This is a genomic window from Paenibacillus timonensis (assembly GCF_022427145.1).
Classification (GTDB): domain Bacteria; phylum Bacillota; class Bacilli; order Paenibacillales; family Paenibacillaceae; genus Fontibacillus; species Fontibacillus timonensis.
On record NZ_JAKSXN010000048.1, the window covers coordinates 15,063 to 33,692 of the forward strand.

Genomic DNA, 18,630 nt, shown 5'->3' on the forward strand with positions numbered 1-18,630 from the left:
CCATCATTTGATAACGGAAAGAGGTTAAACGCGATGACGACAACGCAAACGAAGGATTCCTCATCCATCGGTTACCGCGAAACCTGGGCGGAAGTATCGCTGGATGCGATCGCCCATAATGCGGGCCTGTTCCGCAAACAAGCGGCCCAGGGCTGCCGGGTGATGGCCGTGGTCAAAGCGAACGGGTACGGGCACGGTGCCGTACAAGCGGCGCAAGCCGCGATCCGCGCTGGCGCCGAATACCTGGGCGTTGCCCTCGTCGACGAAGCGCTGCAGCTTCGGGCCGCCGGCATATCACAGCCTATTCTCGTGCTCGGCTACACGCCACCGCGTGGGGTGGAAGCGGCCGTCCGGCACGGGATAACCTTAACGGTTTATACCGAGGACGTGCTACGGGAAGCGATCGCTTGCGCGAAAAAACAACGGCGCGAGGCTCGCATTCATTTGAAATTCGATACCGGGATGACCCGAATCGGCTTGCCTTCCGCCGAAGCGGTGATCGGGATGGCCGAACAAGCCGCCGCCGCCGCGCCCTTCGTCGCGCTGGAAGGCTTGTTTACGCATTTTGCCGATGCGGACGGTCCCGATCCGGCGTTTACCTTGGAGCAATTCGCCCGGTTCAGCGCCTGTATCGACGCCCTGGAAGCCCACGGCCTGCACATCCCGATCAAGCATTGTTGCAATAGCGCCGCGGCGATGCGCTTTCCGCGGATGCATCTCGACATGATCCGGGTCGGGATCGCATTGTACGGGTTATACCCATCCGCGCGGTTGCGGCTGCCGGAATACCCGTTGCGTCAGGCGATGCAGCTGAAGACGAAAATCGCCTCGCTCCAGCGGATCGAGCCGGGCCGCACCGTCAGTTACGGCCGGACGTACCGGGCGGCAACGGAACGGATCGCCGCTACCATCCCGGTCGGTTATGCCGACGGCTTGTCGCGGGCGCTGTCCAATTGCGGCTACGCGCTGGTGCGCCGGCAGCGGGTCCCGATTATCGGCCGGATCTGCATGGATCAGGCGATGCTGGACGTGACCGAGGCGGAAGGCATCCGCGCGGGCGACGAGGTCGTGATCTTCGGCGGCAATGGGGTGGAGGCATCGATCTCGATCGACGAAGTGGCCGCCTGGATGGGCACGATCAATTATGAAGTCGTTTGTTTAATCGGTTCAAGAGTGCCGCGCGTCTATCATGACGCTTCGAAATTCGTGTGACAAAAGGTACCATACCTTTGGCATCATAATCCAAGTTTTGGGTTTCGTAAAGAGTTTTTACTCGTTTCAGTCGCGATATAACCCCTTCGCGTTATGTTACCTAACACAAAACCCCTGCTCTGTTTGTCAGAGCAGGGGTTTTGTGCTGGAAAACGATCAAGAACGGCGGGTGAAAGATAACACGATGTCCTGCGGGTAATCGCCAAAGCCGCTGCCGAACAGGTTGAGCCCCCGTTGATTGGCGGCATCCTCGCAGACCTCGAATCGGACGCGGATCGGCTTGTTGAACGCCAAGCCCAGCCCGGGGATCGCGGTAGGCCCGGCGGAAACGCCGTTAACGAAGCTGCCTTCCCGGGTCACGCGCCATTCGGTAAGCTGCCCGTATTGGGTGCCGCCTTTCCACTTCTCGGGCGTCAGTTTGCCTTGGCGCTCGCCGAAATCGCCGGGGCTGGTCCAGGTGCCCACCGGCAAGCCGTTCACGCTGACCGTAATGTCGGAAGGCCAATCTTCCCGGAATCCCGGGGCTTCGGAGCAAACCTCCGCCCGAATGCAGAGCTCCTCCAGTTCTACGCTCGGCGGCAGCGGATTGGCAAAATAATATTCGACGTACCCCGCCTCGGCGAACCATAACAGCGCGGCCTCGGTCCGTTCCGGCATATAAAACGCCCGGGGATCGTCCTGGGAGCCGATCAGGCCCGCGTCGCGCCCGACCATGCCGCAAGGCGGGCTTACTGAGCAGATGGAATACATGCCGATGGGCATGTGAATTTCCTCGACCTGATGGAGCCCTTCCCCCGGCTGGGTCGGGAGTTCCAGGAGAATGGAGCGGCAGGTAACCGAGCAGATTTTCTCCCGGTTGGCCCCCGGGGCGGAGACGATCAGCTCGGCTTGCTCCAGAATCTGCACGTTGATGGATATGGTCGGCTGGGCGACGCCAAGCGCTTCGGCCAACTGGCTGATGCTCATCGGCTGCCTGCCCAGCGCTTCGAGAATGCGGACGCGAACGTCCCCGGACAGCGCTTTGGCCACGTCGAGAATCCGGGAAGCCGGATAGCGTTGGGTGTCCTGACGGTGCGATTCACTCATCTTAATATTCCTTTCTTCAACGGGTAACCCCAATTAAGTCAACACACGTATTAGAATCAAACCTGTAGCCAGTGTACATCAAAAATGGTGTATTGTAAATTTATAATATACATTGTGAATAGATAATATATATGCTATCATGGGGGCGAAATAATCCAATAATCAGGATCCAGTTGAAAATGAAAGGTGTGCAAACTTGATGACGAATCAATCGTTAACGGCGGGAGCGCCCGCGATTCCGCGCCCGGAGCACCCCCGGCCGGATTGGCAGCGGACGGATTGGCTCAATCTGAACGGAACCTGGTCGTTCCGGTTCGAGCCGATCGGCGAAGGGGCCGGCACGTCCTGGGAGGATGGAGAAGCAAAGGACTTTCCGGAACGGATCGAGGTGCCGTTTTCCTGGTCCAGCCCGTTGTCCGGCATCGGCAAAAACGAAGCGGGCATCGGTTGGTACCGGCGGACCGTCGCCTGGAGACCGGAAGCGGCAGGGTCGCGGATTTTCCTCCATTTTGGCGCCGTCGATTATCGGTGCGACGTTTGGGTTAACGGCGTCCATGCCGGATCGCACCAAGGCGGATACGGCAACTTCGAGTTTGAGGTGACGGACCGTTGGAACGCGGGAGGGGAAAATGTGATCCTCGTTCGCGCGGAGGATGCGGACGGAGATAATCAAGCGCGCGGCAAGCAGGGGTACGGCGAGATTCGCGGCATTTGGCAGCCGGTCTGGCTGGAGGCGCGGCCGATGGTCTATGTGCGGGACGCGAAGTTCCGCACGTCACTCGACGGCCGGGTAGAAGTGACGGCCCGCATCGTTGCCAAGGAAGCCTCGGCGGCTACGCTCGCCCTGCGGTTTCAAGACGGGACCGTAGAGCATGCGGAAGAATTGACGCTGGCCGCCGGCGAGAATACGGTCCATACCTCGTTTCAGGTGGCAGAGCCCCGGCTGTGGAGCCCGGAAACGCCGCATCTGTACGAAGGGGAGCTGCGACTGACGGCGGCTTCCGGGGAGGACGCGGTCGCCACGTATTTCGGCATTCGCGAAATCAGCACCGCCCGTTTCGGGCAGCGGGATTACCGCTGGATCACGTTGAACGGAAAGCCGATTTACCTGAACGGTACGCTGGACCAATCTTTTCACCCCACCGGCTATTTCACCTATCCGACCGACGAGGACATGCGGGACGAAATTTTCTTGATGAAGCGCCTTGGGCTGAACTTCGCGCGGATCCACATCAAGCCGGAAGAACCCCGCAAGTTGTATTGGGCGGATAAGCTTGGCCTGCTCATCATGCAGGATATGCCCTGCTTCTGGGGTGAACCCGGCGAATCGGCGCGAACGGCTTACGAAAGCGAAGCTCGCGAGGTCATCGAGCGGGACTACAATCACCCGTCGATTTTTTCCTGGATCATGTTTAATGAAACCTGGGGGTTGAAATCGGGGAAAGCGGCAGGCAGCTTGACCGGGGATGAATTCGGCAACATGAATTATTTGCCCGAGACCCAGGAATGGGTCCAAGGGATCTACCGCTGGGCTAAAGAAACGGACCCGACGCGTCTCGTGGAGGACAATTCCGCCTGCAACTGGGACCATGTCGAAACGGACTTGAACACGTGGCATTTTTATGTGAACGGGTATGAAAAGGTGCGCGAGCATATCGACAATGTGGTGTCCAACACGTATCCGGGGTCGACGTTCAACTACATCGGCGGTCGAACGCAGACGGACGCGCCGCTGATGAACAGCGAATGCGGCAACGTGTGGGGCATCGAGCACAGCGCGGGGGACAGCGACCTGGCTTGGCATTACCATTACATGCTGAACGAATTCCGCCGCCATGACAAAATGTGCGGTTTCGTGTTTACGGAATTCCGGGACGTGACGAACGAATTCAACGGGTATTACCGGCTGGACGGAACAGAAAAAGACTTCGGCTACGGCGAATTCGTACCGGGCATGACGCTCGTCGACCTGCATGCGCCGGACTTCATCGTTATCGACGCGCCTCCTTCGCAAACGGCCGCCGCCGGGGCGAAGGTGTCCGTGCCCCTGCTGCGGTCCAGCTTTTCGGACCGGTACCACGGCCGCGCGCTCACACTCGTTTGGGAGCTGTGGCACGACGATCTAGGCGTCCGCGTTGTAGCGGACCGCGGCGAGCGTGCCGTCGCCTGGGAGGATTACGGCGTGGCGGAGCTGGCTCCGCTCGAGGTCGCGATGCCTAAACAAGACGCTGTTGCGGTGCTGGCCTTGCGGCTGGTCGCCGAGGGTGGCGAGACGGTGTCGCGCAACTTCGTCGCGTTCGACGTGCGCGGCGACGGCAGCGTTCCCGAGTCCACCGGCGGCATCCGCACGGTGAGCGTCCCGGTGGGCGGCTTCGCGCAGCAGACGTTTGCGGTGCAATGGGAGGCAATCCAAGGAACGAAGGTCAGCGGCGCGGGCGCAGGCGCCTTCACGTATGAGGTTCGGCTGCCGGAACGGGAGGAGCTGGCGTTGATCGGCGACATCGAAATCGCCTTCGAAGCCGGCGCCAAAAGGGTGCTCGCCCGCAACCTCGAAGGCGTCAAAACGAGCGATCACGGGATCGGCTACATGCATGGGGCCTCCGCCAACGTCGAATACAACCCGAACACCTACTACATGACGGATGAAATGCGCCATGAGTCCAAGGTGACGGTTTGTATCGACGGCGAGCCTGTGGGAAGCGTACACCTTCCCGACGATCCGGCGGACGCCCGCGGATTATTGTCCTGGCATTACCAGCCGGTCGATAACCGCTTGGACGAAGCCGGTTCGTACGGGTATCTGTGCCGCATCAAGGTACCCGGGCGCATCGCCGCCAAATTGGATCGTAACCGCCGCTTCCGGCTGGAGCTGCGTGCCGGGGAAGGCGGGCTGGCGTTGTACGGCCGGAACGCCGGGCGCTATCCGCTGGACATTCAGGTGCGCTGCCGTTAAGACGATACACGGCCATTAACGGTACGTCACCGCTAACATGGGCCCCGCTACCGGCCAAATGAAAGGCCGTCGGGCTTGTGAACAATGGCCACCCCTATGGGGTGGTCTACAATTTTCGGGGCCCTAAACAAATAAGGGCAAAAAATGCCCTTATTTGCCCCAAAAACCGGCATTGCCCGAAAATAGAGGACATTTTCGCCCTTATTTTCGAGCGAAATGCTAGAAATGCCTATTTTGGGGGCGGAAGTCACAAAATAGAGGCAAAAAGTTCCCTTATTTTTCCGAGCAGCAGCGCTCAGAGCCGAATAAGGGCATAAATTACCCTTATTCGTGTCTCCTGGGCGAAAGAAGGGAAAGGCACACCCTGAGCTTTAGCTCTAGTAGAACCTTAATCTCTGTTATCCGGCTCCTACCCGTTCAGCAGCTTGGCGATTTCCGTGCCGGACAGTAACTCGCCCAGCGATTTGTCCAGCGGCATCGGCTTGTTGCCGAGGCAGGTCCGCACCGCGGTCAGCAGGACGCGCACGTCGTATCGGCTGGGGTGCACGGGGATCACTTCCTTCTCCAGCTTCAGCAGCCGGTATACCGCCATCATCGCCGTACGGACGGAATATTCCACCGTAAACACGCAGTCGTCCGGGACCTCGGCAAACTGCCCGAGGAAAGCGAGGTTGACGCTGCCCTGCGGCACGACCTGCGGACGGTCGCCAGCCACGCGCGGCATGAACTGCGAAGTGATATACGGCATCATACAGGGAATGGAATAACGTTGGTCGTATGGGCCAGAATTTCCGGTATGCGGTCCTTCAACCCCATATGGTAGCAGAGCTCTTCCAGCAGCTCGCGTCCGGTGCAATCGGCCATCTTCTTGCCGACGTAGTTGCCGACCGCATCGGGGAACAATCCATAGGCCCACAGGACTTTGACGTTGTCCGGCTGGTTGAGGAAATGCGGCTGCTTCGGCGCGGTCCACGACATCAGCCAGTTGGAATCCTTGATCGTCACGACGCCGCCCATCCCCGGCAAATCGCCGGTTAACTCAAGCAAATGCGGGAATACAATCTCGTCATCGGTGAGGGTAATCGTAAAGGACAGCCATTTGGTTTTGTCGATATCCCCGCAAAACACCTCCGGCCGGCCGAAATCGGGAGATTTGACGGCCAGCTTCTCCCACAAGCTCCAGCAGCCGCGTTCATCGACGGACCGATTTAAAACGGCAGGCCGGTTCAGGTCGCCTTTCGTGGAGTTTTCCGTCATCGAGCCGTTCGTGACCATGACCAGATCGCCCCGCGAGACGGGAATCGTCTTGGCCGCCCCGTTTACCTTTAGGTGGATGGCGGTGACGATCTTTTCGCCGCCCGACACATCGAGTTCCAGGTCGACGACCTGATGCCCCTTGTTGAAGCGGACGCCCTGCGCTTCCAGCCATTTCACCAGCGGAAGGATCAGCGAATCGTATTGGTTGTATTCCGTATGCAAAATGCCCTTCAAGCGGTTCATGCCGGAAATCAGATGCATAAAACGTTCCATGTAACGCTTCACTTCCACGACGCTGTGCCAGTTCTCGAACGCAAACATGGAGCGCCAGAAATACCAGAAATTCGTTTCCAGGAAACTCAGGTCGAAAAATTGCTCAATCGTCGTTCTCCCCAGCTTCTCTTCGGTCAGCATCGCCAGTTTGCCAAGCTGCAAAGCATGCGCCGTCGACAGCCCCAGCGTGGAAAAATCCGCTTGTTGTCCGGCGTTCTCCACCAGCCGGCAATGCGATTCGATCGGCTCCGCCAGATTCAATTCGCGGAATTCGTCCAACACGGTCCGGTCGGGATTGGTCAACGACGGGATGAAGCCGAACAGCTCCATAAAACATTCGAAATGCTCTTCGATTTCGCGTCCGCCGCGCGCGCTGTAGCCGTCTTTGGCGTTGCCCGCGCCGTCCATCGAACCGCCGTATACGGCGGACTCCTCCAGGATATGGATGTTTTTCCCCGGCATGTGCCCGTCGCGGATCAGGAAAGCCGCGGCCGATAAAGAGCCGATGCCTCCGCCGACCAAATACGCCTTTTTCGCCGCGATGCCTTCCGGAACCCGCGGATGAATTCTTTGATACGTTCCCATAAGTCGTCTTCCTTTCTCTAATAGAGTAGGTTCCCTGCTCATGAGCTGCTTCCAATATATCCGCCGAAAAAAAACAAAACCATGGACACTTGAAGGCAAATGTCCATGGTTTGCACATGCGGGAAACATTGTGTCGTTTGTGAGCAACGTGTGAATTTAAGCAAGCAAGGGGACCTGGTTTACCCGTGCCGATAGTTTTCCAAACTGCGGGCCAGATTGCCGTCGAGGATTTTACCGACCTTGTCGGCGATTTCGACCGGATCCGTGTTGGCCCCAGCATTCAGCCATTCGATCACCTGCCCGCGGACGGCCAGCGTGTAAAAATCGGCAACCTCCTGTTGGGCGCGTAAGCTCACATCCCGATCTTGCGCCAACTCCCGCACGACTTCGATCGCAACGCCGTAAATCACATCGTACAGAAACTTTTCCAGATGCTCGCGCCCTAATGAATGAAAGGAGTTCAGGCACATGGTCTTCTGTTTCTGCGTATAACGCAGCACGCTCAAAAACCCTTGCTTCCAGCCGGCAACATTGCGGTACGGCTCAAGGCCTTCGATGACTTCCGTCCGGTATACCCAGCCGAGCAATTCGTAAATGTCCCGAAAGTGATTGTAAAAGGTGTGCCGGGTGACGCCGCAGTCCGCCGTAATCTGCCGGATCGTGATTTTGTTCAGCGGAACGGTAAGCATCAGCTTTTTCAAAGAACGGGCCAGCGCATTTTTGGTGATTTGGGAGTACGACACGACCTATCCCCCTCCCGGAAAGATGTTATTATCAGGAATTAAAAGAGAAAATATGGTAATTGAGTTTAACCAGTATACCATATTACTGAAGGGGACAGGAGGGAATTGCATTGCGACTTATCGGGATTCGAGCTAGAATATGGGGCAGGAGTCACGGTTCCCCAAATCCAAACATCGCAGGAGCGTGAGAGGATGAAGTACAGAAGGTACGGAACGACCGGCAAGCAGGTGTCGGAGATCGGTTTTGGCGCTTGGCAGCTCGGCAACAAGCAGGATTGGGAGGGGATGGAGGACGACGAGGCCATCCGTCTGGTGCATGAAGCGCTCGACATTGGAGTCAACTTTTTTGATACCGCTCCCAATTATGGCCAAGGCAAAAGCGAGGTGCTGCTCGGCAAAGCGCTGGAACGAAAACGCGACATAGCGGTCATCAATACGAAATTCGGCCATTCCCCGGAGGGGACCGATTATTCGGCCGCGCAAATCCGGAATTCAATCGAACGCAGCCTGATGCGGCTACAAACGGACTATTTGGACTCTGTCTTGATCCATAACCCGCCGTTCGATCACCTGGACGGCAAATATGGCCACTATCAGGTGCTGGAGGATCTGAAAGCGGAGGGGAAAATCCTGGCGTACGGCGTGTCCGTCGATTCCAGCCGCGAAATGCTGGAGGCGTTGGAGCATGCCCGGCTTGGCGTCATGGAAGTGATGTTCAACATCTTTTACCAGGAGACGGCGCTGGCGTTCCAGGCGGCCAAAGAGAAGGATGTCGCGCTGATCATTAAGGTACCGCTCGATTCCGGCTGGTTGTCGGGCAAATACGACGGAAACAGCTCGTTCTCGGGCATCCGAAGCCGCTGGTCTCCGGAAGTCATTCAGGCCCGCGCGGAGCTGCTGAAGCAAATTCGCTTCCTTGAAGATGACCAAACGACGATGACGATGGCGGCATTGCGCTTTATTTTGGCTTACCCGGAGGTGGCGACGGTCATCCCCGGCGTCCGGAACAGCGCCCAGCTCCGCGAGAATGTCGCCGCGTGCGACGCCGGGCTGCCGAACGAATCGCTGCGCAAACTGCAGGATCTCTGGGAACGGGACATCCGTTTTAAATCGCTTGGCTGGTAAACCACATGAAGTTTATGGTGCAGGATAAAGCTTTTTACCGCAGCTTCTTCAGACTGACTTGGATTATTGCACTGCAAAACGTCATTTCCTTTGGCGTCAACCTTTCGGATAATATCATGCTTGGCGGTTACAGCGAATCGGCTTTGTCCGGGGTGGCCCTCGCCAATCAGCTCCAGTTCCTGCTGCAGATGCTCGTCATGGGCGTAGGTGAAGGTGTGGTGATCCTGTCATCACGGGCCTGGGGCGCCCGGGACATGAAGGCCATCAAGAAGGTTGCCAGTATCGGGATGCGCCTCGCGCTGGCCCTCGCCTTGCTGCTGTGGCTGGCCGTGTTCTTGTTCCCCCACGGGTGTCTGTCCTTGTTCACGAACGAGGACAACGTGATCGCCGAAGGGGCTCAATACTTACGGATCATCGGTTTTTCCTATCTCTTCTTTGCGGCGACCAACCTGCTGCTGGCTTCCCTGCGCAGCGTGGAAACGGTCAGAGTGGGATTTATCCTCTCTTTGTCGACGTTAATCATCAACGTCTGCCTAAACTATTTGCTGATCTACGGGCATTTCGGCTTTCCTGCATGGGGTGTGCGTGGCTCGGCTGCAGCGACGTTAACGGCCCGGATCATCGAGCTCGCGATCGTGGCGGGATACCTGAAGCGGGTGGATCAGAAAATAAAGTTCGCCCTGCGGGATTTCTTCCAATTTGATCGGGGAACGTTCAAGCAATACCTAAGCGTCGGCTCGCCGATCCTGATGTCCAATGCCCTCTGGGGGCTGGCTATGGCGGTACAGTCCGGGATTTTGGGGCATATGGGGGAAGCGGCGATCGCCGCGAACAGCATCGCAACGACGGTGTTCCAAATCGTGTCGGTCGTGACGTACGCCTCCGCCAGCGCGACGGCCGTCATCATCGGGAAGACGATCGGCGCCGGCCATCCGGAGAAAATCAAGCCTTACGCCCAAACGCTGCAGTTGCTTTATTTGATCATCGGTTTGGGGACGGGAGCGGTGCTCTTTCTGATCAAGGACGTGGTGCTGGGCTTCTACGCGATATCCCCTGAATCCAAGGCGTTGGCCCTGCAGTTTATGACGGTGCTCTCGATTACGGCGGTAGGCACGGCTTACCAAATGCCGGCGCTGACGGGGATCGTGCGAAGCGGGGGCGATACGAGGTTCGTGTTGTACAACGATTTTATTTTCATGTGGCTGATCGTGCTGCCCTCGGCTTTTCTCTGCGCCGCGGTGTTCCAGCTGTCGCCGCTGCTGACGTTTATCTGCCTCAAATCCGACCAGATCCTGAAATGCTTCGTGGCCGTCGTGAAGGTCAACCGCTATCGCTGGATTCGGACGTTTGGAACTCCAGAGACCCAAGGATGAACGAAAAAAAGAATGGACCGCGATCATCCGGCTGCCTGCCGGACAAACGCTTCCATTCTTTTTTCGTATCGAGCCGTTTATTTCGATTGGGCGCCAAGCACCGCTTGGTATCCTGCCGGAATGTACGTCACGGCCTTCACCTCGGAAATGACCTGCGGGTAAAATTGCCCTGGCTGAGGGGTCACGACGCGATAGTCGATGACGGCCTTGCCGTCCTTAAACGAGATGCTCGAAACTTCCAAGCCGTAGCCCGGGTTCGGCGCCATTGCCGTGATCGTTACCTTGGTTACGTCGCTGGAGATTTTGTCCGTGTTCAGACCGAAATCGTACAGGCTGCCGGGAGCCGGATTGACGACAGGCTGGTTGTCTTTGATAAATTGCAGCGTCCGGTCGAGCATGCCGGCGGCTTCGCTGCGGGAAACCGGCTGTTTCGGCCCAAAGTTCCCTTTCTTATCCAGGGTGGCGATTTTGGCTTTCAGAAGCGCTTGAATGCTGTTCATATAATCCTTGTTGATTTGTTTCTCGTCGTTGATGGACAAATATTGCATGGTCCATGCGTATTCGCCTTTCGTGCTCAGCGCTTTGTACAGCCAATGGCTGAACTGCTCCTTCGTCACTTTGGCGGCCGGGTTGATGTCCTTGGGAATGTCCAGCCCGTAGTAGTTGGCGATGATGAAGGCTTGGGCATACCAGGCATTATCGTTGACCTTGGTGTAATAATCGCTGGCTTTCGGCATTTGGATGAACCGGATCGTATCGAAATTCAGGTCCAGCGTTTGGACGATCAGGGAGACGGCGGAAGCGCCCGTCAGCTTCTGGGCCGGGTAGTAACGGCCGTGAAAGTCGCCTTTGATAATCCCTCGCTTCTCGAGATTTTCAATCGCCTTTTGTTCCTTGTCGCCTTTAATGTCGCTAAAAGCCGAAGCGGTGCCGCCGAACATTAGCGTGAACACGATGACCATCAGCAGCGTCAGTTTCGGAAATTTGGATAACGTCTTTTTCGTTTTCATTTGCAAGTCCCTCCTGCAACAATAGTGAGTTAAACGCATCATATCCGCCGGGTTCGCCCTGCTGTTCAGCAGCGCCCGGCGAGGCATAAGGTATCATTTCCCTCCTCCCGGATACGGTTTGGTTTAACCCTTTGACGCAGGAAGGGTTGTGGATGTTTCACTTTTTATCCAATTTTTTTGCGAGAGCCCTTAGGAAATCAATCCCGCGTAACGCAGCCCTTGACGGATGCCGCCCTCATCCACGGCGGAAGTGACATAATCGGCATAAGGCAGCAGGTCCGGATGGGAATTGCCCATGGCGATGCCTAAGCCGACCTCCTGCAGCATCTCCTTATCGTTCAAGCCGTCCCCAAAAGCCACCGCGTCGGAAAGCGGGATGCCGAGGCGTTCCAGCATGGCCGCGATACCTACGGCTTTGGAACCGCCGCGGATCGTCACGTCCATGGCCTTCGGGTGCCAGCGGATGAGGCGCAGGTCGTCGAATTGCCCTTTGTACAGCGCTTCGTCCTGCTCCTCACAGTGCAGGAAAGCTTGATATACCGGCGATTTGCTCCAGAATTCGGGATCGAATCCCGGATGCTCCACCTTCAGGGAATCGATGGATTCCACGATAAACGGATGGGCGTCGGCGTTGGCGTAATAACGTTCATGACCCTGAAACACCAGCGGATGCCGATGGCGTGCAGCCAGCTCGACCAGCTTCCTGAGGCTTTGCGGGGGCAGGGTCCGCTGGAGCAGCGGCTCGCCCCGGTATACGACGTAAGCGCCGTTCAGGCTGACGAAGGATTCGATGTGCAGCAGCTTCGCGATCGGTTCAAAAAAATACGGCGCCCGCCCGGTCGCGATGACCGGCTCGATGCCGCTCGCTTTCAATTCGGCGATCGCCTGAATCGTGTCCTGAGGAACCTGTTTCTCCTCGTTCACCAGCGTGCCGTCGATATCGAAAAAGACGATTTTGTAGTTGTGGTTCATCTGAAAAACTCCTATCCGTTCGTTTATTATGATCTATCTATAAAAATAGTGTACCATGCAGGCGCAAACCGGTCATAATCACCCATTCCTCTTGTACAGAAAGCGTTGTCAAGCTATACTGTGAGCGATGGCCCGGCGACTGCTGCGGCAGCTTAGCCGGACGGTGAAATCAGACCCTATTGTGGAGAGAGGAAGAGATCAATGCCGGTTATCGACATGCCTTTGGACGAATTACGCAAGTACAAAGGAATCAACCCGAAGCTTCCGGATTTCGATGCTTACTGGGAAGTCGCGCTGCGCGAGATGCGCGCCGTTGACCCGCAGGTGCGAATCGAAAAAGCCGATTATCAGCTGCCGGGCGTGGAATGTTATCATCTTTATTTTACCGGAGTCAAGGGAGCGCGCATTCATGCTCAATACGTACGTCCGGCGAAATTCGAAGGTCCCGCCCCGGCCGTGGTTCTGTTTCACGGTTATTCCGCGAATGCCGGCGACTGGAGCGAAAAGCTGGGATACGCTTCGTTGGGCTTCCACGTGTTCGCCATGGATTGCCGCGGACAAGGCGGCAAGTCGGAGGATGTCGGCGGGACGATCGGAAATACGCTGCAAGGCCATATCATCCGCGGGGTGGACGGGGATCCGCAAAATATGCTGTTCCGCCATATTTTCCTGGATGCCGTGCAATTGACGGGCATCGTCATGGATCTGCCCGAGGTGGACGAGAGCCGCGTTGGCGTGACCGGATGGTCGCAAGGCGGCGGGATCACGCTGGCTTGCGCCGCGCTCGAGCCGCGCATTCGACGGGCGGCCCCGGTCTATCCGTTCCTGTCCGATTACCGCCGGGTTTGGGAGATGGACTTGGCCCGGAACGCTTACGAGGAGCTGCGGCTGTATTTCCGCCGCTTCGATCCGCAGCATGAGCGGGAGGAAGAACTGTTCGCCAAGCTGGGGTATATCGACGTGCACCATCTGGCAAGCCGCATTCAAGCGGAAGTGCTGATGGGGGTGGGATTGATGGACGAGGTTTGCCCGCCGTCTACCCAATTTGCCGCCTACAACGCGATTTCTTCGCCGAAGAAGCTGGAGATCTTCCCGGACTTCGGTCATGAAGGACTGCCCGGCATGCCCGACAAGATTGTTCAGTTTATGCTTGGTTTGTAGGGCCAGCGGAAGGAAAGTAGGCAGACAGGCAAGCGAAGGGAGCGACGTTACGTGATCGCGGTCGGCCAAGCCGGCGATTTTACGGTCATCGACCGGGAAATCGAAGGCGATCCGCAGCACCTGCTGGAAGCGCAAGTGCGCATGACCGTGGTCAACGGGGAGATCGGTTACCAAGCTTAACGAAAGATAACGAATGAACAAGCACGAAAAAGCCGTCCAGGAGTTTGCAACTCCTTGGGCGGCTTTCCGCTTTCGTGATAGAGCGAGGATCACACCGTGAAGCCGGAGGTCATGTCCTGCAGCTTATGCGCCATCCGGGACAACTGGTCCGCCGTGCCGTCGATTTCGTTCATCGTGCTAAGCTGCTGCTGAATGCCGGCGCTGATCTGCTCCGTGCCCTCCGCGATCTCGCTGGTGGCGGAGGCGATGCTGCCGATCGCTTTCTCCATTTCCCGGGTACTTTGCGCCTGCCGGTCGTTATCCTCGTCGATGCGGGCGATCTGCCCGATAATCTCCTGCACGCCGGTAAGGATATCGTGGATGCTTTGCTTGGCGCCGGCGGCTTTCTCCGCGCCTTCCTGCACCTTCCCGGACACTTCTTCCGCGGAGGCTACGGCGGCAGCCGATTTCAATTGGTTGTCTGCAACGACATCGGCGATTTCCTGGGCGGCGACTCGGCTCTCATCGGCCAGCTTGCGGATTTCGTCAGCTACCACGGAGAAGCCCCGACCGGCTTCGCCAGCCCGGGCCGCTTCGATTGCCGCGTTTAGGGCCAGCAAATGGGTCTGCGCAGAAATCCCCGTGATCATCGTGGTCATGTCGGCGATTCGCTGGGAGGAATCGCTGAGCTGCCGGATCGTCGAGGACACCAGGCGGGTCGACGATTCAATATCGGTAATGGCCGCTTCGATTTCCGTGATTTTGTCCGCGCCGCTGGCGGCAGCCTCTCCAACGGCCCGGCTCGATTCGGCGGTGTTGTTGCTGGCGATGGCCGTCGACTCGGAGAAGGCGGCCATTCCGGTCAGGCTTGCCGACGTCTCCTCGGCAACGGCCGCATTCTCCGACGTGCCTGACGTGATCTGCTGTACGGTGGCGGAGATGTTCTCCAGCGAAGAGGTCGTTTCGCCGGTAGCCCGGCTGAGCATTTGGCTTGCGGAATAAATCGTGCCAGTTAAGTTGATGATTTCCCCGATGATCGCATGGAGTTTAGCGATAAAGGCATCGAAGCTCTGACTCAGCACGCCGAGCTCATCCTTGCTGCGATAACCGATTCGCCCGGTCAAATCACCGTTGCTTTCCGAGATTTCTTTGAGCTTGGCGGTCACTTTCCGAATCGGACCTACGACTCCGCGAATGATGATCGTGGCCAAAACCAGCGTGATGGCGGCAGAGACCACCAGCAAAATCAACATGCTGATCCAGGTGGAACGGTACACGGCTTTGCTGTCTTCATAGGTCTGCCGCGCCTCGCTGATATGCTGGCTGATCCAGCCGTCCATCGCTTCGATCAACGCCGCCTTGGATTCGTCGAGGGCGGTCACCTCCGCCGGCGGCCCCCCTTGTTGCTGCCTCTCCCCGGCCGTTTCCGAAGCAGAAGAATCCGCTGTCACTTCGCCACTCGCAGCCGATTGCGGCCCGTTAGGGCCGGTCATCCCGTTCAGAAACGTGGTCAGAAAGTTGTCCAGCGCTGCGGTATAGGCTTCGTATTGGGTAAATACGTGCTCAACGAACGCGTTTGCGGTCTCGTTTTTGTATCCGGACAAGGTTTCGTCAATATGAGCGCGGGCAGTCGTGATTTCCTCCGTCAGCGCCGTGCGTTCGTCGTCATCGGAGGCGTCCATGTAGCTGCTGGCCAGCGTTCTTGTCGCTTCCATATCGGATTTTAGATCCTCCAGGTTTACGATCGGCACAAGCCGCGCGTTGTTTAACTCCTCAAGCTTGGCGTTGACGTTGGATATTTGCCGGATGCCGACCAAGCCGATGATTAGCAGGAAAACGAAAAAACAGTAGGCAAGCAGCCGGATTTTCATGGCAATCTTCAGGTTCTGGATGAGCTTCACGTGATTGTCCCCCTAGGTATGTACTCGTATAATGGATGATGTAGCTCATTGTAGCTGGGACGACTGAATCCAGTATGAATGACGACTGAAAGTTTACTGAAAAGAAAAGCAAGGAGGTTGTTCTGATGCCGCTGGAAATTGAACGCAAGTTTCTGCTGCCGGCGTATCCGGAGCATTTGATTCGGGAGGGGGAGCTTATCGTCCGGTCGGAACATGCGATCGACCAGACGTATTTGGCTCTGCATGAGGATCAGGAGCTGCGGGTCCGCAGAATTGAGGATTTGCGTACCGGAGAGATTCGATATACGCATACGTTCAAACGAGGGTTCGGCTTGTCCCGGGAAGAAGTGGAGGTGTCCATTTCGGAAGGGCTGTATGCGCAGATCACCGGGATTCATCAGGCGGTTCCTCTGACCAAACGACGGGTGACCGCCGCTTGGGACAAGCATACGGTGGAAATCGACGTCTACGACCAGATCGATTTTATCGTGCTGGAAGTCGAGTTCGGGTCGGAAGAAGAAGCGCGGGCTTTTGTGGCCCCGGACTGGTTCGGGCCGGACATCAGCACCGACAAGCGATACAGCAACAAGAAAGTGTGGAGCGATTTGCAGCGCAGCAAAAAAGAGACCTGAAATCCTCAGGTCTCTTCGTTTCATGCAGGGTATCGTCTATTCCAGCGCCAATCCGCCGTTGCCGTCACGCAGCAAAAAGCGGTAGTTATTGCGAATGAACTCTAGTACCTTGTCGCAGATGATCCGGTGGCCGTCTTCGTTCGGGTGAATGCCGTCCGAACATAGAAATTTCGTGTAGTCGGGATGCTCCAGAAACGCGCCGCGCACGTCGATGAATTTGGTCTTGGTCATCTCCGACACCTTCAGGATCGTCGAATTGTACCGTTCCTGCCACCAATAAATCTTCGTGACGCTTCCAAGCCACTTCAGGATATTCTTCTCCGCCTCCGGGTCGTTTCGGCTGACCCATTGAAAATACTTGTCGGCGTTCAGCGGCGGCAAGCTCATCAGGACCGGGACGATTTGCTGGCTTTTGACGAATTGGATCGCTTCGGTCAGCATTTTTTCGAACAAATTAAAGTCGGTTTTCGGGCTGTGTTCTCCGTCGGGACGTTCAGCAATCTCGTTCCAGTTGAAATCGCAGTCGTTGCCGCCGTATTCGATCAGCACGACGTGGGGTTTATCCTTCTCCACGTCCTTTTTGAGGTTCGTGAGCCCCTTCATCAACGTGTTGCCGAAACGGGCGGTATTGTGAACCGCGCCCTTCAGTTTCTGCTGCAAGAGCGAAACGTAATTGTTCTCCAACACGACGTATTTATGGCGTTGTTCGTCATAAATGACGCCTTTGGAAATGGAGTCCCCGCTGACCATGTACTTGATTTCATTTTTGGAAAAAAACTTGCTGTCGTAGATCACAGTCTCACCTCTCTCAAGCCTCGAAACCTTAAAGTTTCAAGGTAAAATGAATGGATTTCATGACGTTTCATTTCGTTACATCTATTGTAGATTAGTTCTCGCGCCTAGTGCAAGTAAGTTGTTCCGATCGGAAGGAATTTGTTTTAGCGTTCGAAAGTGGACAAGGGTGACAGGGAATGAGAGAATACGGGTAAAGCGATCATAACAAAGGGAGGAAATCACTTTGATACGTTTCGCCACGATTGGAACGAACTGGATCACGGAGCGTTTTATTCAGGCGGCTTTGGAAACGGAGCAATTTGCCTTCACGGCGGTTTACTCCCGGACCGAGCAAAAGGGCAGGGAGTTCGCGGCCAAGTTTGGCGACCCCAAGGTGTATACCGATTTAGTGGCCTTAGCGTCCAGCACCGATATCGATGCCGTATACATCGCCAGCCCGAACTCACTACACGCGGAGCAGGCGATCCTGCTGATGGATCATGGCAAGCATGTGTTATGCGAGAAGCCGATGGCTTCCAACGCGGCCGAGGTCCGGCGGATGATCGAAGCGGCGCGCCGCAACGACGTGCTGCTGATGGAGGCGCTCAAATCCACGCTGATGCCGAACTTCCGGGCAGTCCATGACAATTTGTACAAAATTGGCCGGGTACGGCGTTATTTTTCAAGTTACTGCCAGTATTCTTCGCGGTTTGACGCGTTTAAGCAGGGCAAGGTGCTGAACGCCTTTAATCCCGCGTTTTCCAACGGTGCCTTAATGGATCTCGGCATCTACTGCATCTACCCGATGGTGACGCTTTTCGGTAAACCGGAATCCGTGCAGGCCTCCGCCGTGATGTTGTCTTCAGGCGTGGATGGAGAGGGCAGCCTGATCGCGCGGTACCCGGATATGGACGGCGTGATCATGTATTCGAAAATCACCGATTCCTATCTGCCGACGGAAATCCAGGGGGAGAACGGGACGATCGTGATCGATCGGATTAACCAGCCTTATGAGGCCAAAATCCTGTACCGCGACGGGACGACCGAGGAGTTGACGCGCTCCCAGCCGCAGGAGTCGATGTATTACGAAGCGCTGGAGTTCATTGAGCTGGTCCAAAGCGGACAGCGGGAGAGCCAGATCAATACGCATGCCCGTTCGCTGGCCGTCGCCGAGCTGATGGAGGATGCAAGACGCCAGTTCGGGCTTCGGTACGAGGCGGACGTAGACTAAGACATCGTGCTTTGCCTGGACGAGCAGGCGATCCGATTCCCGGAAGCAACGCATCATTAAAGATATCCGAAAACCCAAGCCGGACGATCCGGGTTGGGTTTTTGCGTTTGATCCTGTCGACTGAAGCGAGCGGGGGGCCGGTCGATACTTTTTTGGGGCGCTTTGCACCATTATCCCCTTTGC

General features: G+C 56.7%; 16 protein-coding genes. 8 read left to right on the forward strand and 8 right to left on the reverse strand.

Annotated features, from left to right (window positions below):
* Positions 1–33: 33 nt before the first annotated feature.
* Positions 34–1,212 carry an alanine racemase gene (gene alr / locus MJ257_RS17910; protein WP_240270514.1) on the forward strand — a complete coding sequence of 393 codons (1,179 nt, stop codon included), beginning with the start codon at positions 34–36 and terminating at the stop codon, positions 1,210–1,212.
* Between the two features lie 156 nt (positions 1,213–1,368).
* Here alr and MJ257_RS17915 read toward each other — a convergent pair whose 3' ends face one another.
* On the reverse strand, positions 1,369–2,298 hold the full coding sequence (locus MJ257_RS17915; protein WP_240270515.1) for an ArsR/SmtB family transcription factor: 930 nt from the start codon (positions 2,296–2,298) through the stop codon (positions 1,369–1,371).
* A 199-nt stretch (positions 2,299–2,497) separates the two neighbouring features.
* Between MJ257_RS17915 and MJ257_RS17920 the strand changes: the two genes are divergently transcribed.
* Complete coding sequence (locus MJ257_RS17920; protein WP_240270516.1) at positions 2,498–5,251, forward strand: glycoside hydrolase family 2 protein; 2,754 nt, start codon at positions 2,498–2,500, stop codon at positions 5,249–5,251.
* A gap of 409 nt (positions 5,252–5,660) precedes the next feature.
* Here MJ257_RS17920 and MJ257_RS17925 read toward each other — a convergent pair whose 3' ends face one another.
* The 3 genes from MJ257_RS17925 to MJ257_RS17935 all read right to left on the reverse strand — a co-directional run bounded on the left by MJ257_RS17925 (position 5,661) and on the right by MJ257_RS17935 (position 8,109).
* Positions 5,661–6,002: an oleate hydratase gene (locus MJ257_RS17925; RefSeq protein ID WP_240270517.1), complete on the reverse strand. Its 342-nt coding sequence runs from the start codon at positions 6,000–6,002 to the stop codon at positions 5,661–5,663.
* Positions 5,999–7,366: an oleate hydratase gene (locus MJ257_RS17930; protein ID WP_240270518.1), complete on the reverse strand. Its 1,368-nt coding sequence runs from the start codon at positions 7,364–7,366 to the stop codon at positions 5,999–6,001. The genes MJ257_RS17925 and MJ257_RS17930 overlap by 4 nt, the downstream gene beginning before the upstream one ends.
* 179 nt (positions 7,367–7,545) lie before the next feature.
* Positions 7,546–8,109 (reverse strand): TetR-like C-terminal domain-containing protein, encoded by a 564-nt coding sequence (locus MJ257_RS17935; RefSeq protein ID WP_240270519.1) that lies wholly within the window; start codon positions 8,107–8,109, stop codon positions 7,546–7,548.
* Positions 8,110–8,301: 192 nt separating this feature from the next.
* Between MJ257_RS17935 and MJ257_RS17940 the strand changes: the two genes are divergently transcribed.
* Together MJ257_RS17940 and MJ257_RS17945 are read left to right on the forward strand one after the other, a co-directional pair.
* Positions 8,302–9,234, forward strand: coding sequence for an aldo/keto reductase (locus tag MJ257_RS17940; RefSeq protein WP_240270520.1), 933 nt, complete (start codon positions 8,302–8,304; stop codon positions 9,232–9,234).
* A 5-nt stretch (positions 9,235–9,239) separates the two neighbouring features.
* On the forward strand, positions 9,240–10,607 hold the full coding sequence (locus MJ257_RS17945; protein WP_240270521.1) for an MATE family efflux transporter: 1,368 nt from the start codon (positions 9,240–9,242) through the stop codon (positions 10,605–10,607).
* A 77-nt stretch (positions 10,608–10,684) separates the two neighbouring features.
* On the opposite strand, the gene MJ257_RS17950 is transcribed toward MJ257_RS17945, so the two are convergent.
* The gene (locus MJ257_RS17950) at positions 10,685–11,617 is read right to left on the reverse strand and encodes an S-layer homology domain-containing protein (protein WP_240270522.1); all 933 of its coding nucleotides are present in this window, start codon (positions 11,615–11,617) and stop codon (positions 10,685–10,687) included.
* Between the two features lie 189 nt (positions 11,618–11,806).
* Positions 11,807–12,589, reverse strand: a complete 783-nt coding sequence (locus tag MJ257_RS17955; protein ID WP_240270523.1) for a Cof-type HAD-IIB family hydrolase — start codon at positions 12,587–12,589, stop codon at positions 11,807–11,809.
* Between the two features lie 201 nt (positions 12,590–12,790).
* Here MJ257_RS17955 and MJ257_RS17960 point away from each other — a divergent pair, with 201 nt between their 5' ends.
* Both MJ257_RS17960 and MJ257_RS24840 read left to right on the forward strand, forming a co-directional pair.
* Entirely contained in the window at positions 12,791–13,750 is a 960-nt protein-coding gene (locus tag MJ257_RS17960) for an alpha/beta fold hydrolase (protein WP_240270524.1), read from the forward strand.
* Positions 13,751–13,801: 51 nt separating this feature from the next.
* A complete protein-coding gene (locus MJ257_RS24840) occupies positions 13,802–13,930 on the forward strand; it encodes a hypothetical protein (protein WP_270406679.1) in 129 nt (42 codons plus the stop codon).
* Between the two features lie 89 nt (positions 13,931–14,019).
* Here MJ257_RS24840 and MJ257_RS17965 read toward each other — a convergent pair whose 3' ends face one another.
* Positions 14,020–15,810: a methyl-accepting chemotaxis protein gene (locus MJ257_RS17965; protein ID WP_240270525.1), complete on the reverse strand. Its 1,791-nt coding sequence runs from the start codon at positions 15,808–15,810 to the stop codon at positions 14,020–14,022.
* A 125-nt stretch (positions 15,811–15,935) separates the two neighbouring features.
* Here MJ257_RS17965 and MJ257_RS17970 point away from each other — a divergent pair, with 125 nt between their 5' ends.
* The gene (locus MJ257_RS17970) at positions 15,936–16,442 is read left to right on the forward strand and encodes a CYTH domain-containing protein (RefSeq protein WP_240270526.1); all 507 of its coding nucleotides are present in this window, start codon (positions 15,936–15,938) and stop codon (positions 16,440–16,442) included.
* 36 nt (positions 16,443–16,478) lie between these two features.
* Here MJ257_RS17970 and MJ257_RS17975 read toward each other — a convergent pair whose 3' ends face one another.
* On the reverse strand, positions 16,479–17,237 hold the full coding sequence (locus MJ257_RS17975) for an SGNH/GDSL hydrolase family protein (protein ID WP_240270527.1): 759 nt from the start codon (positions 17,235–17,237) through the stop codon (positions 16,479–16,481).
* A 226-nt stretch (positions 17,238–17,463) separates the two neighbouring features.
* Between MJ257_RS17975 and MJ257_RS17980 the strand changes: the two genes are divergently transcribed.
* On the forward strand, positions 17,464–18,447 hold the full coding sequence (locus tag MJ257_RS17980) for a Gfo/Idh/MocA family protein (protein ID WP_270406683.1): 984 nt from the start codon (positions 17,464–17,466) through the stop codon (positions 18,445–18,447).
* Positions 18,448–18,630 lie beyond the last annotated feature (183 nt).